This is a genomic window from Oceanobacillus sp. FSL K6-0251, assembly GCF_038004725.1.
Lineage (GTDB): Bacteria > Bacillota > Bacilli > Bacillales > Amphibacillaceae > Oceanobacillus > Oceanobacillus oncorhynchi.
The window spans coordinates 4,268,853-4,293,929 of record NZ_JBBORS010000001.1; the positions used below are offsets into that span (position 1 = coordinate 4,268,853).

Annotated in this window: 24 protein-coding genes and 1 pseudogene; 9 read left to right on the forward strand and 16 right to left on the reverse strand. The window is 39.1% G+C overall.

The window, feature by feature from the left end:
* The first annotated feature begins 130 nt into the window (after positions 1–130).
* Positions 131–970 carry a lipoate--protein ligase family protein gene (locus tag MKY45_RS20865; protein WP_042529379.1) on the forward strand — a complete coding sequence of 280 codons (840 nt, stop codon included), beginning with the start codon at positions 131–133 and terminating at the stop codon, positions 968–970.
* Between the two features lie 116 nt (positions 971–1,086).
* On the opposite strand, the gene pta is transcribed toward MKY45_RS20865, so the two are convergent.
* Complete coding sequence (pta, locus tag MKY45_RS20870; protein ID WP_445667631.1) at positions 1,087–2,061, reverse strand: phosphate acetyltransferase; 975 nt, start codon at positions 2,059–2,061, stop codon at positions 1,087–1,089.
* Positions 2,062–2,471: 410 nt separating this feature from the next.
* The gene (locus tag MKY45_RS20875) at positions 2,472–3,755 is read right to left on the reverse strand and encodes an IS110 family transposase (protein ID WP_341035585.1); all 1,284 of its coding nucleotides are present in this window, start codon (positions 3,753–3,755) and stop codon (positions 2,472–2,474) included.
* Positions 3,756–4,244: 489 nt separating this feature from the next.
* Here MKY45_RS20875 and hemQ point away from each other — a divergent pair, with 489 nt between their 5' ends.
* The 3 genes and pseudogenes from hemQ (at position 4,245) to gerQ (ending at position 6,047) form a co-directional block, all read left to right on the forward strand.
* Positions 4,245–4,994: a hydrogen peroxide-dependent heme synthase gene (hemQ, locus tag MKY45_RS20880; protein WP_042529375.1), complete on the forward strand. Its 750-nt coding sequence runs from the start codon at positions 4,245–4,247 to the stop codon at positions 4,992–4,994.
* A gap of 127 nt (positions 4,995–5,121) precedes the next feature.
* Positions 5,122–5,547, forward strand: a pseudogene (locus MKY45_RS20885) (cell wall hydrolase).
* Positions 5,548–5,615: 68 nt separating this feature from the next.
* Positions 5,616–6,047, forward strand: coding sequence for a spore coat protein GerQ (gene gerQ, locus MKY45_RS20890; protein ID WP_042529373.1), 432 nt, complete (start codon positions 5,616–5,618; stop codon positions 6,045–6,047).
* A gap of 382 nt (positions 6,048–6,429) precedes the next feature.
* Here gerQ and MKY45_RS20895 read toward each other — a convergent pair whose 3' ends face one another.
* From MKY45_RS20895 to MKY45_RS20920, 6 genes are all read right to left on the reverse strand, one after another.
* Positions 6,430–6,801, reverse strand: coding sequence for a DUF423 domain-containing protein (locus MKY45_RS20895; RefSeq protein WP_042529369.1), 372 nt, complete (start codon positions 6,799–6,801; stop codon positions 6,430–6,432).
* Positions 6,802–6,851: 50 nt separating this feature from the next.
* The gene (locus MKY45_RS20900) at positions 6,852–7,169 is read right to left on the reverse strand and encodes a YwdI family protein (protein ID WP_341173374.1); all 318 of its coding nucleotides are present in this window, start codon (positions 7,167–7,169) and stop codon (positions 6,852–6,854) included.
* A gap of 104 nt (positions 7,170–7,273) precedes the next feature.
* Positions 7,274–7,429, reverse strand: a complete 156-nt coding sequence (locus MKY45_RS20905) for a hypothetical protein (protein WP_175296994.1) — start codon at positions 7,427–7,429, stop codon at positions 7,274–7,276.
* A 229-nt stretch (positions 7,430–7,658) separates the two neighbouring features.
* Positions 7,659–8,252, reverse strand: coding sequence for a lysophospholipid acyltransferase family protein (locus MKY45_RS20910; protein WP_193064726.1), 594 nt, complete (start codon positions 8,250–8,252; stop codon positions 7,659–7,661).
* 113 nt (positions 8,253–8,365) lie between these two features.
* The gene (locus MKY45_RS20915; protein ID WP_042529363.1) at positions 8,366–8,701 is read right to left on the reverse strand and encodes a CHY zinc finger protein; all 336 of its coding nucleotides are present in this window, start codon (positions 8,699–8,701) and stop codon (positions 8,366–8,368) included.
* An 82-nt stretch (positions 8,702–8,783) separates the two neighbouring features.
* Positions 8,784–9,119: a phasin family protein gene (locus MKY45_RS20920; RefSeq protein ID WP_193064738.1), complete on the reverse strand. Its 336-nt coding sequence runs from the start codon at positions 9,117–9,119 to the stop codon at positions 8,784–8,786.
* A 337-nt stretch (positions 9,120–9,456) separates the two neighbouring features.
* Between MKY45_RS20920 and MKY45_RS20925 the strand changes: the two genes are divergently transcribed.
* A complete protein-coding gene (locus MKY45_RS20925) occupies positions 9,457–10,800 on the forward strand; it encodes a YjiH family protein (RefSeq protein ID WP_341173375.1) in 1,344 nt (447 codons plus the stop codon).
* A gap of 59 nt (positions 10,801–10,859) precedes the next feature.
* Here MKY45_RS20925 and MKY45_RS20930 read toward each other — a convergent pair whose 3' ends face one another.
* The 3 genes from MKY45_RS20930 to MKY45_RS20940 form a co-directional block, all read right to left on the reverse strand.
* The gene (locus MKY45_RS20930) at positions 10,860–11,870 is read right to left on the reverse strand and encodes an acyltransferase family protein (protein ID WP_042529357.1); all 1,011 of its coding nucleotides are present in this window, start codon (positions 11,868–11,870) and stop codon (positions 10,860–10,862) included.
* A gap of 245 nt (positions 11,871–12,115) precedes the next feature.
* Positions 12,116–12,565 carry an OsmC family protein gene (locus MKY45_RS20935; protein ID WP_341173376.1) on the reverse strand — a complete coding sequence of 150 codons (450 nt, stop codon included), beginning with the start codon at positions 12,563–12,565 and terminating at the stop codon, positions 12,116–12,118.
* A 151-nt stretch (positions 12,566–12,716) separates the two neighbouring features.
* Entirely contained in the window at positions 12,717–13,538 is an 822-nt protein-coding gene (locus tag MKY45_RS20940; protein ID WP_042529354.1) for a TerC family protein, read from the reverse strand.
* Between the two features lie 402 nt (positions 13,539–13,940).
* Between MKY45_RS20940 and MKY45_RS20945 the strand changes: the two genes are divergently transcribed.
* The gene (locus tag MKY45_RS20945; RefSeq protein ID WP_193064731.1) at positions 13,941–15,035 is read left to right on the forward strand and encodes an AI-2E family transporter; all 1,095 of its coding nucleotides are present in this window, start codon (positions 13,941–13,943) and stop codon (positions 15,033–15,035) included.
* A gap of 11 nt (positions 15,036–15,046) precedes the next feature.
* A complete protein-coding gene (locus MKY45_RS20950) occupies positions 15,047–15,232 on the forward strand; it encodes an SE1832 family protein (protein ID WP_042529350.1) in 186 nt (61 codons plus the stop codon).
* A gap of 136 nt (positions 15,233–15,368) precedes the next feature.
* On the opposite strand, the gene MKY45_RS20955 is transcribed toward MKY45_RS20950, so the two are convergent.
* The 4 genes from MKY45_RS20955 to MKY45_RS20970 all read right to left on the reverse strand — a co-directional run bounded on the left by MKY45_RS20955 (position 15,369) and on the right by MKY45_RS20970 (position 20,343).
* The gene (locus MKY45_RS20955) at positions 15,369–16,430 is read right to left on the reverse strand and encodes a dipeptide epimerase (protein WP_042529348.1); all 1,062 of its coding nucleotides are present in this window, start codon (positions 16,428–16,430) and stop codon (positions 15,369–15,371) included.
* Between the two features lie 43 nt (positions 16,431–16,473).
* Complete coding sequence (locus MKY45_RS20960; RefSeq protein WP_042529346.1) at positions 16,474–17,631, reverse strand: DUF819 family protein; 1,158 nt, start codon at positions 17,629–17,631, stop codon at positions 16,474–16,476.
* Between the two features lie 179 nt (positions 17,632–17,810).
* On the reverse strand, positions 17,811–18,140 hold the full coding sequence (locus MKY45_RS20965; RefSeq protein ID WP_042529344.1) for a DUF3870 domain-containing protein: 330 nt from the start codon (positions 18,138–18,140) through the stop codon (positions 17,811–17,813).
* 397 nt (positions 18,141–18,537) lie between these two features.
* Positions 18,538–20,343, reverse strand: coding sequence for a cation:proton antiporter (locus MKY45_RS20970; protein ID WP_042529341.1), 1,806 nt, complete (start codon positions 20,341–20,343; stop codon positions 18,538–18,540).
* A 519-nt stretch (positions 20,344–20,862) separates the two neighbouring features.
* Here MKY45_RS20970 and recQ point away from each other — a divergent pair.
* Positions 20,863–23,025 carry a DNA helicase RecQ gene (recQ, locus tag MKY45_RS20975; RefSeq protein ID WP_256705238.1) on the forward strand — a complete coding sequence of 721 codons (2,163 nt, stop codon included), beginning with the start codon at positions 20,863–20,865 and terminating at the stop codon, positions 23,023–23,025.
* Positions 23,026–23,094: 69 nt separating this feature from the next.
* On the opposite strand, the gene MKY45_RS20980 is transcribed toward recQ, so the two are convergent.
* Positions 23,095–24,333, reverse strand: a complete 1,239-nt coding sequence (locus MKY45_RS20980; RefSeq protein ID WP_193064734.1) for an aminopeptidase — start codon at positions 24,331–24,333, stop codon at positions 23,095–23,097.
* Between the two features lie 225 nt (positions 24,334–24,558).
* On the opposite strand from MKY45_RS20980, the gene MKY45_RS20985 reads away from it, so the two are divergent.
* Complete coding sequence (locus MKY45_RS20985) at positions 24,559–24,891, forward strand: winged helix-turn-helix transcriptional regulator (RefSeq protein WP_193064735.1); 333 nt, start codon at positions 24,559–24,561, stop codon at positions 24,889–24,891.
* The last annotated feature ends 186 nt before the right edge of the window (positions 24,892–25,077 follow it).

The following is a 25,077-nucleotide window of genomic DNA, read 5'->3' on the forward strand; positions in this document are numbered from 1 at the left end:
TATAGTTATCCAGTTAAGTTTCCGTTTATCTCTGTATATTTAAAGAAGCCTCTTATACTTCTTTTCCATATATGCTTTGAATATATTATAATATAGTTAAACAGTTGATGAAAGGTTTAGGATGAACACGATGAAAAATTGGAAAGAAATTATTCGACATAAAACATTTCGTTATATAGACCATTCCACAGCAACAATGGTGGCGGGCAAACCGAATACAGCCCTCGCCTCCTTTGCTATGGATGATGCTCTGGCTATTTCCGTCAGTGAAGCAGCTTCTCCTCCTGTTATCCGTTTATGGGTGCATCCAGATACCATTGTTTTAGGTATCCCGGATTCTCGCCTGCCTCATATTGATGCGGGGATGGCATTTCTAGAAGAAAAAAATTATCAAGGGATTGTCCGCAATTCAGGGGGCCTTGCGGTTGCTCTGGATGAAGGCGTGCTTAATATTTCCCTGATTATCCCCGGCGCAAATGACTTATCCATTTACGATTGTTATGAGGCGATGGTTCAGTTTGTCCAGGCCATGTTTGCAGATCTAACCGATGCTATGGAAGCCTATGAAATTGTCGGCTCCTATTGTCCCGGTGATTATGATTTAAGTATTAACGGAAAAAAATTCGCTGGTATTTCTCAGCGCCGGGTCAAAAAAGGAATCTCCGTACAAATTTATCTAGATATCGAAGGAAACAGTAAGGCACGCGCTTCCTTAATTCGGGAATTTTATCATATTGCCAAACAAAATGAAGAGACTACCTTTACTTATCCAGAGGTGACCCCTGATGTGATGGCTTCCCTTTCTGATTTACTGGGAATTCCTTTAACAGTCGAAGAAGTGAAACAGCGTGTAATGGATACATTAAATGGGCTGACAGAAGAAATCATTACCATGCCGATGCAGGATACAGAGCAGGAAAATTTTGATAAAAGGTACCAGCAAATGATAAAACGGAATGAAAATATTTGAACGAAGCTTCCTTCCGTAAAAGTTTTACAGACGTTTCTACATGATAAGCACATGTTCAAAATGCATACAAAAACAGCCTGACCAACTATTCCGGTCAGGCTGTTTTTATGGATTGATTATTCAGCTGCTGCTTGAGCTGCTGTAATAAGTGCCAGGTTGTACACATCTTCTGAACTGCAGCCTCTGGACAGGTCATTCACGGGTTTGTTCAGCCCTTGCAGGATCGGACCTACTGCTTCAAATCCACCTAAGCGCTGTGCGATTTTGTAACCAATGTTTCCTGCTTCCAGGCTTGGGAATACAAATACATTAGCATCCCCTTTGATAACAGAATTCGGTGCTTTTTTCTCTGCAACACTTGGAACAAAAGCAGCATCAAATTGGAATTCTCCATCGATTACAAGAGAAGGGTCTTTTTCCTTTGCAATCGTTAAAGCGTCGGTAACCTTTTCTGTTTCTGTTGATTTTGCAGAACCGGCAGTTGAGAAGCTGAGCATAGCAACACGCGGATCCACATCGAATAGCGCTCCTGTTTTCGCACTTTCTACAGCAATCTCTGCTAGATCATTGCTGTCTGGAGCAATATTAATCGCGCAATCAGCAAATACATATTTTTCTTCATCTCTTACCATAATGAATACACCGGAAGTTTTCTGCACGCCTTCTTTTGTTTTAATAATTTGTAATGCCGGGCGTACGGTATCTGCTGTAGAGTGGGCAGCACCGCTTACCAGACCGTCTGCTTTATTTAAATAGATGAGCATCGTACCAAAATAGTTTTCATCTAAAAGAATTTTCTTTGCATCTTCTTCGGTTGCTTTCCCTTTTCTTCGTTCTACAAAAGCATCCACCATTTCCCCGAAGCCTTCATAGCTTGCCGGGTCAATTATTTCTAGTCCAGATGCTTGTACACCAAGATCTGCCGCTTTCTTTTCTACTTCTTCTTTATTGCCGATAACGACAGGTGTCAGCACAGCATCTTCCGCCAGACGTCCTGCTGCTGTTAAGACACGTTCGTCTAACCCTTCTGGAAATACGATACGTTTGCCGTTTCCCTTTACTTTCTCTGTTAATTGTTCAAATAAACCCATGATGAAACCTCCCTCTATATACTTAAAATATCTCCGAAATGCTCTTGTTTTCTTAGAATTTCTTAAACATCCAATTTGGGGTTGGATAGTGGGGGTGGAGCGTTTGTCAGAATACAGAATATTCTAATGCACTCCTAGCCATCCTAACGACCAAACAGGTAGTATTTGGTAAAAAATGGTGTAACCATGCTTGGTAACTCCACACTTCTTATGGTCGCTCACCCTCCCATGTATCACGGGATTGGTATCCATACATTCCCTCGTCCTGCGTATCCACAAGGTGGAGGTCGGAATAAGCTCCTATGCTGGGTCTAGCCCGAATGGAAAAAATAAGCTCCGACTCCGCATTATTGGTGTTTGTGTATTCTAAGTTCCCAAGGTCATTTGTTGCTATTTCTTTCTTCTACAGCTTAAGCTGCCTGTAAAGTTTCTATCTGAGGTAAACCTTTCAATAACTTGCTTCCATCAAATTCACACTGTTTTTGACCAATGACAAACAAGGCACGTAATAATTTCCCACACAACGCAATCAATGATTGTTGTTTCTTTAATGGATTTTCCGGGCGGGTCGTGTAATACCTATGCAAGGTTTGAAACGTCGGATTATTCGCTACGAGCGGTCGTATCGCTAAATAAATCGCCTTTCGCAGTTTCTTCCGTCCGCGTTTCGTTATTTTCGTTTCCCCTTTGAATTTCCCGGAACTGTGCTCCCGCAACGATAAGCCGGCCAGATTCACGAGTTGTTGCGGATGATGATAATTTGATATATCTCCTACTTCCGCGAAAAAGGTAGCTACGGTTGTTACTCCCAGTCCTTTGATAGCCAGCATTTCTTTTGCTCCTGGTATCTCTCCTAAGAGCGCCTCTATTTCCAAATCCAGCTCTTTCAATTGTTCTGCATACAGCTCATATTGGTCTAATAAGCTGTGTAGCTCTTGTCTGGCAAAGCGTAAGCCGATTTCTATGCCAACACTCTTCTTCGCTTTGTCTACCAGTTTGGTTGCTCGTTTGATACCAACACCACGTTTAACGACCGTTTGCCATTCCTCCAGTACGTCTTCTGGCGTTTTATCACGAATATCAGATGGAAATGGAAATGCCCGTAACGTATATAATGCGGCCTTTCCATTCCATTGTTTAAATACATCCTGAAACTCTGGAAAATAGCGCTGCATGTTATTTTGTATACGTCCTTCCGTAACTGTCTGCTGTTTGATGAGTTGATCTCGTAGTTTCATGGCTTCTCTTAACTCGGCATAGATGCCGTCGAGAAGGTTTGGTATAGAGTATCTCCCATCCTTCACCAGCTGGGCAATCACGCGCGCATCTTTGGTATCATTTTTCGTTGGCGAGTTATCATCCAGTTCTTTTGCTTTCTTGACATGCATCGGATTAACCAATACAAAATCCGTATCCTTGCTGATCAGATAATAACCTAAACTCATCCAATAGTGACCTGTTGGCTCAGCTCCTATGATGACATGGTTTTTATCGTGTTCTTTCTGGAGCTTTGAAATCCATTCCAGTAGGATTTCAAAGCCTTCTATTCGGTTTTCAAAGATCAATCTTTTCCCAAATTCATAGCCTCTGTCGTCCTGTGCTCGTGCCACATGTTTGTCTTTGGCAATGTCTATTCCCACTACAAGTGTAGATGGTGTGATTTGCGATATTTTGTGATTTTGATTATAATTCATGGATGAGTCCTCCTTGGTATTTTTTAATTTCGGGGTCATTGCAATGACACCCTGTACTATACCAAGAGGGCTCTTTTTTGTTCAAACCTCAAATTTCTTCATTACAGGAATGCTCCTATAATAATTAACATATTAAATGATAGTTACGGACTTTTTGTTTGGAAAAAACAATTCGTTTTTACCTTCAAATTCTCTTTAATGATATACCATTTATCGGCACAAATAAAGCCTTGAACCCCGAAAAATCAATGTAAAGGATTACATCTGTTTTCCTTTCACAGGAGGAAGAACTTCTCCCATTTTTCATCCATCCTCTTCAATCAAGTATGTTCAAAAATTGGTCTTGCACTTCTTTCTAATTTTGACAAACCCTTGACAATACGTAAAATATCATGATTTTGTGCCTTTTTTTATATGATTCACACCCTCTGGTTATGCTATAGTTAATAGTGATTCAGTATTTAATTTATGTGAAGGAGTGTATGAACGATGGCAGAAGCAGTAGTAACTGTAGATGGCTGGTCCGCATTACATGATACTCGTCAATTTGATTGGACATCTTGGAAATCCATTTCTGAAGACGAAAGAAATAAAGCAATACAAGAGTTTGAAGAACTTATCAAACAATGGGAAACCGTAGAAGAAAATAAAGAAGGCAGTCATAGTATATTCAAAGTTGTCGGAAATAAAGCAGATCTGATGTTTATTTTCTTACGTGAAACAATGGACGAGCTGGAAGAAATCAAAAGAGCTATCAATAAATCGGTATTAGGTGACTTCTTAATCCCTGCTTATTCTTATGTATCCATTATTGAAATGACAATGCATGATCCAATGAAAGCCGGTGAGGATCGCGAGCTTTCTCCATATGTTAAAGAGCGCTTAAGACCGATTATGCCGAAATGGGAGCATGCTTGCTTCTATCCAATGGCAAGACGCCGCGAACCGGAAGCAAACTGGTTTGCTATTGAGAAAGAAGAACGTACCAAATTACTTTATGAGCATGGCATGACCGGACGTAAATATGCCGGTAAAGTAAAAGAAATCATCACCGGATCGATTGGACTGGATGAATGGGAATGGGGCGTAACATTATTTGCTCATGACCCGCTGCAGTTTAAGAAAATCGTTTATGAAATGCGTTTTGATGAAGTAACCACAAAATATGCAGAGTTTGGTGATTTCATCATGGGTAATTACTTAGCACCAGATGAGCTTGCTAATTATCTTGCATTATAATCTCACTTATTAAAGAGGCTGAAACGGCCTCTTTTTTTCGTGAAAAAATAATCATGAAAATACACTCTCCTACATACATATCATTAATGAGCTTGCACCGAAGATTTTCAAGAAATGAGGTCGGTCTATGGCTATTATTGCTCATAATGAAGCGGATGTTGATTTACTCGCCCGACTAATGCGTGCTTAGGCAGAGGGAGACGGCGATCTTGGCATGTTGATGGCAGGTAATACAGGGGCTAACCGTGTTCTTGCGGATTGTTTAGATTTCACGGATATCCGGACCATATCGACCAGGCTTTTTCAGAGTCCTGGAGGATTTGAAGCAACGCAGAAAGGATATTTTTATCAACGGACAAGAGAATCCGAAAAACGTCTTACAAGAAGAGCTCTTCAAGGCAAGATGCAGCATCCTGCTTCCAATTCACTTTGGTTCTTTATGCCTGAAGAACCCTGTCCTGGCCAATGGTACGGTCAATGGAATACGGGAAGGTTTAAATCACATTGCTTTTATGCACCATCTGCAGAGGAGTGTCCAACTGTATTTCGGTAGACAGAGATGGATAACTTTTTATATTGCATGTATAGCATCACGTTTTTATTTTGAAGGAGAGTGAACTTATGAGTGATCAAATGAATCCAAATCAGCCAGTGAATAATAACCAGGCTTACTACCCAAACCCTTATTATTATCCGCAGGCAACAGGAAGTTTTTATCCAGCTTATTCCGTTCGGCAGTATGCCCAGCCAAGCAATGGAACTGGCGGCGGACAGTTAACCAACCAGCAATCGTTTATTGAGAATATTTTACGGTTGAACCGCGGAAAATTAGGCACCTTTTATCTGACCTTTGAAGGACAGCAGCCAACGTCATTTCGAGGCTATATTGAGGAAGCCGGACGGGATCATATTTTAATTCGGGAGGAAGACTCCAATCGTCGTTTCTTATTATTAATGGTGTATCTCGATTATGTATTATTTGATGAGGAAATCAACTATTCTTACCCATATGGCGGCAATCAGGGCCAATTATCCAACTACAATCCAAGATAAAGAAATAGAAGCAGTAAATAAAGCGTAGACATTCATGAAGTCTACGCTTTATTTACCTTAAAATGTGTGTATTGCGAGGAGATTAAAATGAGACACCCTCTGGAAAAATTTATACGCATGGAAATGCTTGCAATAATTGGTGGCCTGTTTGCCGGGATTTTTGCCTGGATAACAGGATGGATGTTCTTTTTATTCCTAGCTTGTTATCTTTTTGTATTCAGCATGCTCAGTAATGTTTTCATTTTGCTGTATACACACAGAGCTTCCGATGCCATGAAACAGGTTATTCGGGCTTTTTTATTGTTTATATTTCTTACTTCTCTTTTCTTTTATATATAAAAAACGTTTTAACCTTAAAAATCAAAGGCTAAAACGCATTTTTTCATACTAATTTCATCGCGCCTATCCCCAAAAGAACCCAGCCTGCCAAAAAGGCCAATCCTCCAATTGGTGTAATCATCGCAAGCGCTTTGACGCCGGTTAAAGCATAGATATATAAACTTCCTGAAAATAAAATAATACCTGTTAAGAACAGCCAGCCGCTGGATGCAAAGAGACTGCTTCCTTCAAATTTTCCTAAAAGAAGCGCAACTGCAACAATGGCTACGGTGTGGAACATTTGATAATCTACCGCTTTGCCCCAATTTGTTAAGGCTCTTTCGGACAGCCTTCCTTCCAGACCGTGTGCACCGAATGCTCCAAAAGCAACTGCCAGAAATCCAAGGATAGCTCCAATGATTAAAAATAACTTCATCTTTTCATCTCCTAATCATAACATATTATATAAAATACATTTTCCATAACCTAAAAATCAAATATAGAATCCCCATTGGCATCTTCTTCTATCAGCTTATTCTTTTCCGGTACAGCCCCTTTGTCCGCAGGCTGCTTGCCGAGCATTGCTCTCATCTCTGCTTCCGAAATTCGCTCCTCTGTATCTTCTATATTTACTTGCTTCTGACTGGCAACACTGGAATCAGAGCTCCCTGAAAGAAACAGTTCACTTAACAGGTGGATATTTTCCATATGTTTTTTTACTTGATCTTCCTGATGGGCTTTTCTTTTGGCTTCTTCCAGCTCATGAATCATTTTATTGATTATTATTTCATTGCTTACAGCCATACAACCCCTCCTTTTTCTGCATTCATTACGAATTATAGCACAGAAATCCTTTAAACCTGAAAACATAAAAAAAGAGCTTCAGACGATAGCCGTCTCTCTGCTCTTTAACGTAATATACGATTTACGTTCAGCTTTCTTCCCGATATTTCCTCCACGGTATAGCGTTCATACATCCATTTCAAAAATATAACCTCAGATTCTTCTAATTCTCTTCCTAGCTGTGTTGAAGTTTGATGATATAGATGAAAAAAGTTTTTCATTCTTGAAAACTCCCCCTATACTGCGCAGTCAAATATAGAAATATTATAGCATTGTCTATTTTTATCTTCAATAGGAGAATTTTTCAAGTTTTCATTCTAAAGAAAACGCTTTATCTGCTTATTACAGCAAATTTTAACAAGAAAAAGATTCTCCTGACATATTATCTCCTTTAATTACATTGAATATGTCAGAAGAAATTTCTTCCTTTATATCAAGCTATTTATTGTTTTATTTATCCTCTATTGTGGATTGCAAAGCGTATAACTTTTCATTCATTATTTCCATCATCTGGTCCATCGCCTCTTTACGAGGTACATCCTCAGGCAAATAAATCGGATCACCAAAGATAATTTTCGGCTTTTTAAACTTAAACAGCTCTTTAAAATTATTTGGACCTGTGTAAGCTGCAGGAACAATCGGCGCCTTACTGTATGCAGCAATGGTGACAGCCCCTCTTTTTAATGGAACCTGATTCGTTGTTCTTGTGCCGCTGGGGAAAATACCGATGACTTTTCCTTCTTTTAAAAGCTTGCGAGGCACTTTAATCGTGCTGGGTCCTGGGTTATCCCGGTCTACAGGAAATGCATTTAATTTTTTCATCAGCCATCTTAGAGGGCCGGATTGAAATAATTCCTTCTTCGCCATATAGTGGACTTTCGTCGGCAATAGACTGACTCCTAACCACAAAATATCGACCCAGCCTGTATGGGTACATGCGATAATATACCCGTCTGATTGCGGGAGTTTTTCTTTTTGAAATACCTTTACACGTCCAAATAAACTTAATATAACTTTTAATAGATATGCAGCAAAATAATACATGCGTCTCTTCCTTTTTTCAAATTTAGTACCTGGTGCTTATATAAGATACTATTAGAAATAGCGTAAAATTACAAGATGTTTATGATAATTAAATGATGTCAACGACGGATAGGCTATTGTCTTTTACAATCCGCTGTATAATCAAAGTATAAATGATAATGATGTTGGCAGCCTTCATTAAAGGCAGATTCACAACGGAGGCACTTGTCCGTATTTAAATACTGTTTAATCGTATGTTCTGTTTTACAAACACCGCACAAAACCGCCGGCGTATCGAATTCATCTTTCCCCCATACAGCTGCTTTATGATTTTCACATTCTGCGTGACACTGAAAGCATGGATAATATTTCTGGCAGCATTTAAAGTTGATGGCAATAATATCTTTTTGCGTATGATAATGCCTGCATCTTGTCTGATTATCAATCACTGGTCCGTGAACTGTCGGCATGTTATTCCCTCCCCGCGTCAGCAATTATCCAGTAAAAAAGCAGCACACCCTCATTCTATCGAAAGCGTCCTGCTTTTAAACATTAGTTCTGATCTTCTTCTGTGTCAGCTTCTTCTGCCAGGGAAACGCCCAGCTTATCTTCAAGTACAATAATCCTGGCGCGCAGCTCATCGATATCATCTGTCGTTGCCAGTCCAGATTCTCTAGCTAATTCTTTCTTTTTCTCTCTGCTTTTTTCGTCCCACTCGTCTTTTTTAGTGCTGCCTTTTTCCATAAAGTTATCTAAAACAGTTCTTGCCTGCTCTTGTGTCAATTCATTCTTTTCTACTAATTCTTTCACTTTTTGTTCAAATTTCTCTTTCCCGCTTACTGCAGCACCCAGCCCCAGTAAAAATCCTTTACGTAAATAATCACTCATCATTTATACCTCCTATTGTATGCTGTTATGATGATTCCTTAAAACTGGATGAAGCTTGCTTTTTCAGCCTGCCATCCTTACAATACGTGAAACAGGAATGTTCTATACATTATTTGGGTACATATAATAAAATAAACTTTCTTACTACCTATTATATAAAACATTTTGCTGTCACGTAAACGATTTTGGCGCCAAATTTCCCTAATATACTTTTATATTCCCTTTATTTACTATATTTAATCATTATCTAGCTATGCCCTATTGAATAAAATTACGTTTGATTGTATAATCATACAGTTACAATTTTTAGTTTCTATATTATTTAGGAGGAAAATAAATGAAGTCCTATTCCTTTAGTCAGATTATTAAATTCATTATTCCATCTTTATTAGGTTTATTCCTATTTTTATATCCATTACCGACAGAGGAAGGGTTTACCATACCTATTGCCTTTTTAGCCGGTACACTGCAGGATATACTTGAAAGCAATCTGTCTCTTATTATGATGATCGTTATTATCATCACTGCTGGATTCACTGCCTTTGCTAAACTAGCCGGTGAATCAACTTTCAGCAAATCTCCTTTCCTGCATCAATTATTTTATACCACATGGTTCTGGACAATTACACGTCTGTTGGCAGCCGTTTTTGCAATTATGGTTTACTTTCAAATTGGTCCAGAGTTTGTTTACAGCGAAGATACAGGCGGCATGCTGCTGGACAGCCTGCTGCACACCCTGTTTGTTACCTTTTTATTCGCCGGTCTCTTTTTACCTTTCCTGACTAATTTTGGATTGCTGGAGTTTTTCGGAGGTATCATGAGAAATATCATGCGGCCTTTATTCCGTCTCCCGGGCAGAGCTTCTGTCGACAGTTTAGCTTCCTGGGTCGGAGATGCGACAATCGGGGTACTGCTGACAAATAAACAGTATGAGGAAGGTTATTATACAAAGCGGGAAGCAGCTATTATCAGTACAACGTTTTCGGTTGTATCCATTACGTTCACTTTAGTTATTTTACAAGAAGTTCGTTTAGCACATATGTTTTTGCCTTTTTACCTGACTATCCTGATTGCAGGAGGAGCTGCAGCTTTCATTATGCCGCGCATTCCGCCGCTCTCTAAGATGCCAAATACCTATATCAGCGGCAAGGAAAGAACAGACAATGAAAAAATCCCTGCATCGGATAATGTATTTACTCACGGATTCAAAAATGCCGTCAAACGTGCAGAGAAAGAAACGAGCTTCCGTACCTTTTTTATAGACGGCGGAAAAAATATTTTTGATATGTGGTTTGCTGTCACACCTGTTGTGATGGCGTTCGGAACGTTGGCAGTGATTATTGCAGAATATACACCGTTATTCCAGTGGCTCGGAATGCCATTCGTTCCTATTTTAGAACTGATGCAGATTCCATTTGCCCAGGAAGCATCTGAAACCATTCTGATCGGTTTTGCAGATATGTTCCTGCCAGCCATTTTAATTACTGGCGTAGAGGCAGAAATAACACGATTTATTATTGCTGCCTTATCTGTAACACAGCTTATTTTCATGTCTGAAGTCGGCGGACTGATTCTAGGTACTAAAATTCCAGTATCCTTCCGTCACTTAGCTATTATCTTTTTAATGCGTACCGTGATTACACTGCCAATTATCACCCTTATTGCGCATCTGTTATTTTAAAATCAATAAAAAATGCGGAGCCCTTTCCGGGAACTCCGCATTTTTTATTTTACATTTTTTTAAGAAGATGTTCCTTTGTGCCGGTGGTTAAATAATGATTTAACCTTGGCTAAGCGACCTTCAATCAGCGGCTGGGAGATGGTCAAAATAGGCTTGCTGGACAGCGAAATGACAATCAGCGCTGACAAGCCGGCGATTCCGACGACATCAAACCAATGATGAACAGATAATAAATCAAATTCACGCAGGAACTGAACGATAAAACCATGCAATAAGTAAACATATAATGTTCTTGTTCCAAGGACTGTTACCCAGCCCAGGTTTCTTTTAGGAATCCAGGCTAATATACTGATTGTCATCACTGCTGCAATGGCATAAACAAATAACCGCACGAAGCCGCCGAAACTCTCCACACCTAAATTACTGTATGATTTTGAAGCAAGCAGCCATCCGGTATCGATAACCGGGAATACATAAATTAATACGAACATACTTGCCATCACAGCAATTGAAGCGATCTTCACTTTGCGATGCTTCACCAGCATCATTTGATCGACGGTTAACCAGTAACCAATCAAGAAGAATGGAAAAAACACAAATGTTCTGGATAAGCTGAACGAATGCCCAATTTCTCCAAAATAGCCGACAACGATACCTATCAATATGGATAAAGTAATACTCCACCCAGCAGGTATCTTTTTAAATAACACAAGCAGAATATGCCAGCTGAATAAGCTGAATAAGAACCACAATGACCATTGCGGATAGAAAACTCCAGTCTGCCAATCTGCTTTTCCTATAAAGAAATAATAAATCGTATATAATGTTTGAAAGATAAAATATGGAACAATTAACTTTTTCGTTAAATTCCATATATATTTCTTATTTCCTGAGCCTTTTGCAAAGAAACCGGCTAATAAAATGAACGCCGGCATATGGAAGGTATATATCCATATATAAATTGCTTCTGTCGATTGTGAATCGCTGATAAAAGGTTGAATCATATGACCAAAAACAACGAGAAAAATCAAAAACACTTTCGCATTATCAAAAAATGCATTTCGTTCCATAGACCATCCCTCTATTTCGTACACCATTTTAAAGTTGTATATTCTACTTTACTCGCTTTTATTTAAAAAATCTCCCCAAAAAGGGAATTTTTATCGTTTTGTAATCTATTTGTTAGTGTCTCGAAAAAATGTAACATGAAACAAAACTTTACGGAGTCGGGCTGTTATTTCATTTCCCAGTAAAAAGTCATATGATAACAATTTGAGCTGAAGCTCTCCTTGTTTCATATGACCTTGATACATTCTTACTTTTCTATCTGAACGGTTGGTTCCAGCCCTAATTGAACGTTTCCTTTTATTGCTCTTGAAATCATGCATGATTCTTCTGCTTTTTCAATGAGTTTATTAGTTAAGCGTATCTGCTGCTCTGTCGCCTCTTTTTTTAAGGTAACATGGGGACGGTGGATGATTTTTTCGTAAGTGAAAATGCCATTTGTTACGTCTACCATCCCCTCAGAGGTTATGCTCATGGTATTAACAGGAACTTCTGCACGTTCCAGCATGGCTGCCAATGAAATAATATAGCATGTCGCAGCCGCTCCAAGCAGCATTTCATCTGGATTGGTACCAATACCGGGCCCATCCATTTCTGGCGGGATGGATATTTTCGTTTGTAAATTCCCGGCGTTGATATACCCTTCGCTGTTACGACCGCCTTGCCATTTCCCTTCTAGATGAAAGTGATGCAATGTCATCCGGATCACTCCTTTTTTCTTTTCTTTCAATTATGACGCACGGGAAGATTTTTTACAAAAAATAGAATTTTAAAATCTGCTGATTAAAAAAGTCGTGCTGTTCCTATTGCAGGGCAGCACGACTTTCCCTCATAGTACGGGATTATCTCATTTATCTGGACTGTTCTTTATTTCTTTTTAATTTCGGACTAGATGCAAACCAGCCGATTAACGCAATTCCTACAAGAATAATATAGAAGGAAGCTTTCCATAATGTAGAGTGCGGGAAGTGCTCTGGAATCACAGCTAAATCCGGATTGGCTAATACAATAACAGCCAGTTTCACTCCTACCCAGCCCACAATCAGAAATGCGGCGATTTCCAATGTTGGCCGTTTATGCAAGAGACCTACAAAAATATTGGCAGCGAATCGCATAATAATCAAGCCAATCATACCGCCGGCAAATACAACAGCAAATTGACCGGTATCCAAGCTTCCAACATGGCCGAAATCTGTTGGAGGCAATGCTACCGCTAAGGCAACAGCTGCTAAAATGGAATCAACAGCAAATGCTAAATCTGCAAACTCCACCTTCACCACAGTCATCCAAAATTCTTTTTTAGATGCTTGTTCAGGCTCCTGATTTCCTGCCGCACCAGCCTTTTTACCATTTTGTGCCGATGCATCGGAAGTCTCCGGCTCCTTCTTCTTAAACCTGTCATATAAATTCTTTCCTGATATAAATAAAAGATAGGCAGCGCCTAACGCTTGTACAATCCAGAAATCGACCAGGAATGAGATAACAAATAAAGACGCAAAACGCATTACAAATGCCCCGGCTAATCCATAAAATAATGCTCTCTTCCTTTGTTTTTCAGGAAGGTGTCTTACCATGATGGCCAATACAAGCGCATTATCAGCAGCTAATAAGCCTTCTAATGCAACTAATACAAGCAAGACCCATAAATACTCCAGCAATAGTTCAGTTCCCATGATGTATTCTCCTCTTCTACATGTGTTTTGCAGAAAAGGCCATAAAAATAGACCTTTACCTGCAATCGGTAAAGGTCTCGCTAACAACTTTTCTGGTTGCCACATAAAGCCGGAGACGGTTATCTCGTAATGACGACTTTACGTGTACAGCTACTCCCCTTTAGGAAATAAATGTTTACTAAGCTTTTTTAATATGACGTTCCCAGACAGCAAAAATGTTTCCTTCCTGTCTTTTGCCAGCCATTTATTAAGTATACTTTATTAAAACCTTTTTCATGCTCTTTGTCAATATCTTTTACAGTAACTTTATATTTAAATCGACCGCAGATGTTTATAGCTTTCTGAATTCGGTTAATGTAAAATAATATATAGCATAACTTGGAAAGAAAGTAGTGTGATTCAATGACACAGAAACGCTGGTTTCAATTTTTTATCTTTTTTATTTGTTTGTTTACATTAATTTTTCTCATCTCTATAACGCATTTTATCTTTACACCTGTTCTGCAATTAGTCGGTGCTGTAGCTCTTCCGATTATCGGTGCAGGTATTCTTTATTACTTAACCCGGCCATTGATGAATCTGCTGGTAAGATATAAAGTCCCGCGGATTTTATCTATTATTATCGTATTCCTGGTTATCATCGGGGTCGTTACGCTATTCATTGTATTTATCTGGCCGATCGCCCGTGATCAGTTTGAAAATTTAATGGACAGTATTCCTGGAATGGTTAGTACGGTCGAGAGCTGGATTGGGTATTGGCAGGAAAATATTGCTTTAGTTCCTGACCAGGTAATCGATGCCATCAATAATTTTGCCAATGATATTCCCGGACACATTGAAAGTGTATTGAATAATGTCTTTGGCTTTTTAGGAAGCTTCATTGGTCAATTGGTAAGTATCATTGCCGGCATAATTCTGGTTCCATTCTTCCTTTTCTTCATGTTGAAGGATGGAGAGAAGCTTGTACCTTTTATTCTGCAATTTTTCAGCAAGAAAAAAGCAGAAAACTTACATGGACTATTAAGTAAAATCGATAATGTATTGTCCTCGTTTATCCAAGGACAGTTATTAGTAAGTTTTGCAGTAGGTATCCTCTTGTTAATAGGTTACTTGATTATCGGTTTAGAGTATGCCGTCGTACTTGCTCTATTCGGTATGATGATGAATGTCATCCCATTTTTGGGACCTTATATTGCTGTTGTTCCAGCTATCCTGGTTGCAGGGTTCCAGGATCCAATGAATATCATATGGATAGCTATTATTATGTTTGTTGCACAGCAGCTGGAAAGTGTATTTATTTCTCCTAATGTGATGGGGCAGGCGCTTAATCTGCACCCGCTGACTGTTATCACAGTTATCCTCGCGGCAGGAAGTATTGCCGGATTTTTAGGAATTTTATTCGCTATCCCTGTGTATGCAATAATCCGGACAATTGTAATCCACTTTTACCAAACCTTTGTGGACTCCAGAAAAAATAAAGACGATGCATTGATTTAGGAGGGGTTTTCTTGACAACAAAAGCAGAACTGCAACAAAAGCTCGATGAATTAAAGTCTGATTACATCCGTATCCAAGGAGATTTAGACAAGTTAGAGTTCGTCAAAGGACGTGTCTCCTCTGCCGAAGAACAACTGGTCCGTTTAGAAGGAGAGATTGCTGAGGTAAGAAAAGAATTGGAACAGTATAATAACTGATAGAATAACAAAAAAGCTAAAAAGTTTTCTTTTTAGCTTTTTTGTTATTTCTTTTTACAATTCACAACGCTTTCAAGAAAAAAATCCTAAAATGAAATTTTATGACAGCCGGGACTTCTTATCGCCTCTTCTCGTTCTACTTATCTACACCAGAAATCCCCTCACCTGTTGATAGGGAAACCTTCTCTCCCTGATATTCAATCACCTCAGGCTTTTCTGTTAACCATAATGGAGCATCTAAATCATAATATATAACATTTGGATGGGCGGCTGCAAAATGAGCTGCTGCTCCGACAGAATAGCTTGATTCCATCATACTGCCAATCATACATGGAACCTGATTGACCATTGCAAGATCAGCAATGATTAATGCGTTATAGATACCGCCAGATTTCATTAATTTTATATTAATTAAATCTGCGTAATGCCCTTGAATAATCTTAAAAGCATCTTGTGGAGAGAATATACTTTCATCCGCCATTATAGGTGTTTTCACATTATCTGTAACAAATTTAAGACCTTCCAAATCATTTGCTTTTACCGGCTGCTCGATAAATTCAATTCCAGCATTTATACGCTCCATTTCTTGAATTAACTGTACTGCTTGTTTAGGTGTCCATCCTTGATTTGCATCTAATCTAAGCAATATTTCAGAAGGAATGACTTCTCTAATAGCCAGGATTCTATCCATATCAAGCTCTGGTTTTGCACCAACTTTAATTTTCAAACTTGTATAGCCTTTTTCCACCCACTTGTCGGCATCTTTCGCCATTTTTTTTGGGTCATCCACGCCTATTGTCATAGATGTCTTAAGTGATTGATAATCTCCTAATAATTGATAAAGCGGGACCCCCATCCATCTGCTGTATACATCATGTAAAGCAATATCAGCAGCTGCTTTAGCACTTGTATTTCCAATACAACTATTTTGAATAGCAACCAGCAACGATTGAAAATGTCGTATATCCTGCTGCAGAATCGCCTGTTTAATTGGTCCTTCTAATGCTGCTTGAATACTTTCTGATGAATCTCCAGTGATTACCCACGTAGGAGCAGCTTCTCCTCTTCCAGCTAATCCATTTTCTAAATAAATAGTCACAGTAATACTCTCTATATATGTTGCAGTTCTCAGCGCTGTCTTAAATGGTGTATGCAGCGGTATTTTCCTGCGAGAAGTTCTTATATCTTCAATAAACAATTTATATTCTCCTTTTAGTGTCAATTTCGTATCCTATCATTCTTTAAAGCATTTCAAGGATTTTCCCAACAAGCATTCCAAAATAAGTGCCTAAAAACGAACCTATCAATGCCATGATGACCCCCACAGGAATCAGAGTCTTACTATATGCTGCTGCAAGCATCGGTGCCGACGCCATACCTCCAATATTAGCTAAACTAGCTATTCCTAATGTAAACAAATCTAACTTAAATAATTTACCTAGCAGGAGCATAATAATTAAATGAACAAGCATAATTAAGAAACCAGAAATAATATAAATAGGTGCTTGGGCAATTTGTGAGAAATCTGAATGGGAAGCAATTAAAGCTATAATGATATACAGCATGACATTCGAAACATCTAAAGCACCTGGAATTTTAGATAAACGAGTTTGACCAAGTACCAGTCCAACAACAGAAGCGATTAAAATAGTCCATGTTGTAGCACTAAATACATCGCCGAGTTCAGGTAAGTTATCTCCGGCTAGTGTTGCTAATGCTGAAACAAACAGACCGATCCCCAGCAAGTAAATAATATGTTTAAATTCAATCCCCTGATTATCTGATGATGCCTCATTTGTTTCATATTCATTGTCAATCATCGTTATATCTGCTTTGGTCCACCGATTAAATGCACCAGCAAATGGGACCAGCCAAAACATAAACATCACCCAAACAGCATAATTAATTGTATCCATCATTAAAATGTATCCAAAGATATTTTCCGGAACTTGTAAAATATCTTGTAAAGCAACCATATTTGCACTGCCGCCAGTCCAGCTACCTGCCAAGGCCCCAAAAGCGCGCCAAGTATCGGCAGCATATAATTGATTAAATATAAGATAAACAACCGTAAAGCCAATAATTATACTTATTACTGCAACAAAATAACCACCTAACATACGAGGGCCTAATTTAATGATGCTTCGAATATCGCATTTTAATAACATCAACATTAACATAGCGGGTAGTAAAGCATCTTTCACTGCTACATAAGATGATTCTGTAGCCTCATTATCAAATAAACCAATAGTCTGTAACAAAGCTGCACCAATATAAATCAAAACAATACCTGGTATAAATTTAAAAAATCGATTTGAGCTAAATTTACTTTCTATCCCTACCATCAAAGCGGCTAGAGCTACTAAGACGGCAATATAAATAAATCCATCCGTAATCATATTATTCCTCCTCACTTTCATTTAAGATTTTTTTATGATTCTAATCCCCTAATGTTTTCTATATAGCCCCTTTCTTCAAAATTTCCATCCTCACAAATACCAATCTATTGAATCATCCATATTTAGCGAAAAAAAATCCAGTCTAACTAAAATAAAATTTTAGTTAGACTGGATTTCAACTAGGTTTCTTTAGTTAAAGCAGCTTTTACTTGAGTATATTTATATTCAGCATCTCGATAGGCTACGAGCAGGGCTTTTTGTGATGAACCGTGATACCTTTTGCGAATGGACTCTTCTATTAAAGAGTTGCCCATTGCCTCACCAATAAACAGAGATTTAACGAAATGATTCGTTAATTGAATGGTAGACGAACATTCGCAATCCACAATTTCATCTGTTTGAAAGTCTACCACTAGCGCTACAAAAAATTGACTATACTTTTTTGTAATTGGATTATTCTGTGAAGCTTTGGCATCGCCGATAATATAGACTGTATTTGAATGATACAACAGATAAGTCTCCTTTAATACAATGCAGGTAATATAAGGGATCCACGAAGGGTAATCGTAGTTACTCATATCATGCAGGCGCTTTCTTATTTTGTTATTATAATATTTTTAAAATTACAGGTCAACTACTTTTTATAATATCTGCATTTTAAATATTTGACTATTATTTCTTTGTTTTAATTAGTTATAGTTATTTACGTGGAGAACAAGTAATATATTTTAAGCAAAAGCTGCCTTTCTGACTGCTCTATCAGAAAGGCAGCTTTTTACTTATAAAGAAATTATAATATCTTATATCTTTTTTGCACTTTACGAGAGTATAAAAATTTAAGCAATAAAGTATAAGCATAACTGCCAAGGCGACCATGCGCTTTTTTAGCTTGGTTTTCTTTAAAATTTATTTTACTTTTCCTTTGGTCAAACTGACAATCTTATCTCCTGATGCGGGTACAGTACGCATTTCCTCAGAGAAAAACTTCAGCTGTCCGGATGGTTTGATTAAGAATAAATATACCGTCTCCGGATCTTTTGCCTGTTTGTAGTGTTCAAATGTGAATTTATCAGTGAGTGTTGTCTGCCGCACAGTAAACCCATTTTCCGCTTTATCGATTAGATCCTCCAAAGAGAATTTTTTATCAAATAAAATACGGCCGCCAACCTGTGAAACCATACCAGTTGAGTATCCATTATCCTTGAATGTTGTGTACGGACTCACTTTAAACACATTAGTTCTTCCATATTCCGGAAGAAACGTTGTACAGAGGAGCGAGTTATACGATTTATCATGCGTCAGTGTTAATAAATACTCGTATGGAATCGTATCGAGATGATGCTCTGTCTGCTCGGACAACATGCTCCCATGATAAAATTGCAGGCCTTCTTTTCTTGCCAGAGAAAGATTTTCCCACGAAGAATCTACAATGATAGACGGATAATTTGCTTCTTTTAATGATTTAGCCAATTGAATCGTAAATGGATTGCTTCCGACAATAAGCGCTCCCGGATTCCCTTTATTCGACAGATTCAGCTTTTTAGAAAGCCAGCCGATAGAAAATCCATGCGCAATAACCGTAAAGATAACCAGCGCAAAGGTTAATGCCGTCAGAATAGATGCATCCTCATAGCCTGCTTCTGTTAACACCCCGGCAAAATAACCAGAAACCGTTAGTGCAACAATTCCCCGCGGTGCAATCCAGCCAATCAGCACTTTTTCATTAAGGCTAAGCCCAGTTCCAATAGTTGACAAGAAAATAGATAAGGGACGGACAGCAAACATCATCAATAATACGTAGCCAATAATATGAGGGTTAAAAATTTGCATAATCGTTGCCACATCCAGCGAGGCTGTCAGCATAATAAAAATGGTTGAAATCAGCAGTACCGAAATATTTTCTTTGAAATGGCGCATATCCGATACAGAGCGAATCCCCATATTTGCCAAGGTAATTCCCATCGCAGTGACAGATAAAAGTCCCGTCTCATGCATAATGACATCCGCAATGGTAAAACAGAATAAGACAACAACGACAACTGTCGGAGATTTTAGGAATTCAGGCACATGCCCCATTTCGAACATCCAGCCAAGTCCGCGTCCTAATATCCAGCCTAAGAAAACGGCAAATAGAGAGCCTGCGAAGAATAATAAAATCTGACTAGCTTCGGGATTAGATGCGGTGATAAACGTAATAATTTCAAAAGCAAAAACCGCAAGCAACGCTCCAATTGGATCAACAATAATCCCTTCCCACTTTAAAACCTTCGCCGGACGTGCTTTCAGCTTCGCCTGACGTAAAAGAGGCATAATAACGGTCGGACCAGTCACAACAAACAAACCGCCAATCACAAAGGCAACTGCCCAGGATAATCCGGCAATATAATGAGCGGTCAGCGACCCTAAAATCCAGGCAATAAATGCTCCTACCGTAGATATCCGGAAGATTGGTTTTCCAATTCCGCGTAATTCTTTAAAGCTTAAATTTAAGCTTCCTTCAAATAATATAATTGCTACAGCAACAGAGATAAGCGGACTGTACAAGTCCCCAAAATCCTGTTCTGGGTTAATTAATCCGAAAACAGGGCCAATGATTAGTCCTGTAGCAGCCATCACAACGATAGCCGGCATACGAAAGCGCCATGCGACCCATTGGGAAGCGACACCTAATAAGCCAATCAACATTAATTCAAACAGCAAAGAAGGTACCATATATCCTCCTCCTTTTCAAAAAGATATAGCATATTTTAAAGATGAAACAGGGAAATGTAAATTCATATGAAGTTGTCCATCGAAAAATTAACATTTCCTTACGTCATATTTGCTTTTTGACAGCATTTCCAGCTGTTATTTGCCCTTTTTCCTTACTTTACTTTCGGGCTAAAACGTTCTAGGATAGAAAGTAGAATAATGATGTAATTATCTAACATATACAAACTCGAAATAATAAACTCAAGCTATTCTTTCCTATATCAGCAATTCATGCTACAGCGGTTTTAATGGGGCGAGTAATCGTAGCAACGGTTTTAATAGACCGAGTAATCGCAGGTCTCAATGTTTTCAGGTTAATGCGGCCGCTGTGGAAAAACACTACGCTAGATAGGTTTTATTACTATCTAAATAATATTTAAGAAAATTCATTAACCTGACAACAATGGTAATCCCAGCCCCAGCGGTTTAATGGGATGAATATTCGCATCCTCAACCAACCTCAATAAGGGAGATTTATCTATGGAAAAGTATTTAAATATTTTACAGAATTACTTTGGTTACTCCAGTTTTCGGCCTGGACAAGCTGAAGTTATTGATACAATTGATCAAGGTGAAAATGTCCTTGCTGTGATGCCGACCGGTGGCGGAAAATCACTCTGTTATCAAGTACCCGGGCTTGCGATGAACGGAACAGCAATTATCATTTCACCGCTTATTTCACTGATGAAGGACCAAGTTGACGGACTGCATGCCCTCGGGGCAGCAGCAACTTATATTAACAGCTCCATTTCTGCAGGTGAGCAGTATCAGCGTTTAATGGCGATGCAGCAAAATCGCTATCAATTTGTTTATGTTGCTCCAGAGCGTTTTGAATCAGGGGCTTTTATTCAAGCCTTGCAGCAGACTAATATATCTCTGATTGCCTTTGATGAGGCGCACTGTATATCCCAGTGGGGTCATGATTTCCGTCCAAGCTACCGCTCTATCGTTCCTATTCTCCAGGAGATTGGCGGCAATCCAACGGTTATGGGGCTTACCGCGACAGCGACCCCTGAAGTAATTGAAGACATACAGGCTCTTTTACATATCGCTCCTGCAAATACAGTGCATACTGGCTTTGAAAGAAAAAATCTTTCCTTCTTTATCGAAAAAGGGGTAAATAAAATAGATTATATTCTTTCCTATCTGAAAAAACATCAGGGAGAAGTCGGTATTATTTATGCAGCAACACGAAAACAGGTCGAACATGTCTATGATGTCCTAAAAGGGAAAGGTTATGCTGTATCCAAGTACCACGGCGGATTGTCCGAGCAGGAACGGCAGGCTGCGCAAACGGCCTTTATCTTTGACCAGACAGAGTTGATGGTTGCTACGACTGCGTTTGGAATGGGGATTGATAAATCAAATGTCCGCTTTATTATTCATTATGCCATTCCGATGAATATGGAATCGTATTATCAGGAAGCAGGAAGAGCAGGACGCGACGGCGAGCCGAGCAACTGTGTCCTGCTTTTCTCTCCTCAAGATATCCATACTCAAAAATTTTTGATTGAGAAATCCGATTTGGATGAAGAAGGAACACAGCGGGAATATCAAAAATTGAATAAAATGGTGAACTACTGTCGTACACAAAACTGCTTATACAGTTATATTTTAAACTATTTCGAGATGGGGTCGGCCGCATCTTCTGTATCTTGCGGACGCTGCAGCAATTGCCTGAAGCAAGGAGAGTTAGAGGATATTACCGAAGAAGCGCAAATGATTTTATCCTGCGTGAAGCGCATGCGTGAACGCTTTGGCGCTTCCATGACAGCGAAAGTTTTAAAAGGTTCAAAGGATAAAAAGCTGATTCAGTTTGGCTTATCGAAATTATCTACTTACGGCATCTTATCCAAATATACGGAGAAGGAAATTACAGAAAGAATCCACTTCTTAATCGCTGAAGAATGCTTATCCGCAGAGGAAGGGCAGTTTCCTGTTTTAAAACTAAACCGGAAGTCCATGGACATCCTGACCGGAAAAGAGAATGTTACCATGTTTATCCAGGATGTCCCTGCTGTCAGTGAAACAGATTACAGTGATGATCTCTTTGAATCACTGCGCCAGTTAAGAAGATCGATGTCTCAGGAGCTGGATTTGCCACCTTATGTGCTGTTTTCAGATATGACATTAAAAGAAATGGCCCGCTATCTTCCAGAAGATAAGGATGAATTCTTACGGTTAAAAGGAGTAGGACAAAAGAAATATGACCTCTATGGAGAAGCCTTCCTGGAAGCTGTTGCCGAATGGAAAGAAAAAAACCCGGATTACAAAGCCCCTACTGCCATTCATTATCAAAAGGCTGCGAAAGCAAAGGATGCGGATGACCGGCCGTCCTATCAAATATCATATGAGCTCCTGCAAAAAGGAAAAACGATTCGAGAAATTGCTTCCATCCGGGATTTAAAAGAGCTGACCATTGAATCACATATTTTTCAGGCTTTCCACAAGGGATATACGCTGAATTGGAATCTATTCTTTAATACCGAGGAAGAAGGCAAAATTTTATCCAAGCACGAAGAAATTGATCCAACTGGATTGAAGGAGCTGAAAGAGGCTCTGCCGGAAGATTACACCTATCGCAAAATCAAAGCAGTTCTAGTAAAGAATGATAAGTTTATGGCGAAAGAAAAAAGCTCTTAAGCCATTAAAAAAGGCAGCAAGATATTTTAAAAAATCTTGCTGCCTTTTTTTGATTACTATTTTGTTTAATTACTTCATATCAAGCGCCCAAGTCCCGTTACGGAAAACCGGCTCTGATTTCCCATCTGCAGTAATTCCGTCAATGTCCATTTTATCTGATCCAATCATAAAATCGACATGGACCAGACTGTCGTTCACGCCATGCTTGTCTAACTCCTCTAAGTCCATTGCAGCTCCGCCTTCGAGATTCGTTGGGTAAGCTTTCCCTAACGCAATATGACAGGATGCATTCTCATCAAATAACGTGTTATAGAAAATAAGCCCGGATTGCGATACTGGAGATTCGTCCGGAACCAGCGCAATTTCCCCCAAACGGCGGGCTCCTTCATCCGAATCCAGTAAATGCTTCAAGACCTCTTCTCCCTGCTCTGCTTGAAAATCAACTACTTTTCCATCCTTAAAGGTTAAGGAGAAGTTATCAATTAAGCTTCCGCCATAGTTTAATGGTTTTGTGCTGGATACGGTACCATTAACCCCATATTTATGCGGTACGGAGAAAACCTCTTCTGTCGGCATATTCGGGTTAAAGGTGACTCCCGTCTCTGCTACGGCCGATCCGCCTTTCCAGATATGCCCCTCCGGCAGCTCCATTTCTAGGTCTGTACCAGGTGCTTGAAAAATTAATTTTTGATAGCTTTTCTTATTTAACACTTCTCTGGCGGTTCTTAATGTTTCATTATGCTTGTCCCATGCTGCAACAGGATCGTCCTGGTCAACACGGACAATTTTTAAGATAGCCTCCCAAAGGCTGGCAACCGCATCCTCTGCTGATTTATCAGGGAAGATTTTCTTTGCCCAATCCTTTGAAGGGATAGAAATAATCGTCCATGGAATCCGGTCATTCATTGTATATTTACGGAAGTTCACCATTGCTTCAGCGGCAGCTTTAGTTGCTTTGGCAACACGGGATGGATCAATATCCTTTAATAAATCCGGATTGGTGGAGCGAATATTTACAACGGCAGCGCCGTCTTCTGCAAATGTATCATGCAATTTCACTTTCCATTCCGGATAATTCGTAATTACTTCATCCGGTGCATTCTCGTATTTTAACAAGGTAAGCTCATCATCCACCCAGTTAATATGGACATCCTTTGCTCCCATTTCATATGCTTTACGGGCCACAATCCGTGTAAATTCTGCTCCTTCAATCGGGGCATTGATCATGACAGCTTGTCCTTTTTGTAAATTAACCCCTTTTTTCAATGTTAATTCTGCATATTTTTCTTGTACCTGTGCCTGAACCATTTATGCGTCCCTCCATATTTACAAATTTATTTTTCTTTCTTATCATACCCTATTATTTCATATCCCTTTGAATATTTCTAAAGAAAACATGGAATTCGTTATCCCCCATTCCGGCTTTCATTTACTACCTCTCCTATTTATGATACCCTATCATTAGATTACTTTTCGTAACTAATGTATATATCACGCATTTTAGATACAAGATTGTTTTATGGGGGTGGAAAAATGAATCAATTATGTCCACGTTTTGAAAAAGCAATGGTCTTATTAAGTACACGCTGGGTCGGTCTTATTTTATTTGAACTATTAAAAGGGGCAAAACGTTTTTCAGAGATGGAAGCAGATCTCCCAATCAGCGGCCGTTTACTATCGGATCGTTTGAAATTACTGGAAAAAGAAGGGATTGTCGAGCGGAATATCTATTCGGAATTTCCAGTTCGTATTGAATACACCTTATCAGAGAAAGGAAAAGCACTGGAGCCTGTTATTAAAGATATTCAGCGCTGGGCGGAAGAATATGTCTCAGCAGATGATGCAGCAGATAACGAAGTGAAGTAAACCTCTCCTTTATCCGGATATAGAAATCTCTTACCTTATAAAAAAACAAAAACACAACTTGATCTTTAAAACATCGGTGTTCTTGCCAAGGAGATGTCCGCTACGACGGTTTTCGGTGGGACGAGTAATCGCAGTCCCAGTCCCAGTGGGAAGACCCCGCAGAAAAAAAAGCGAACTTCTTTTTTT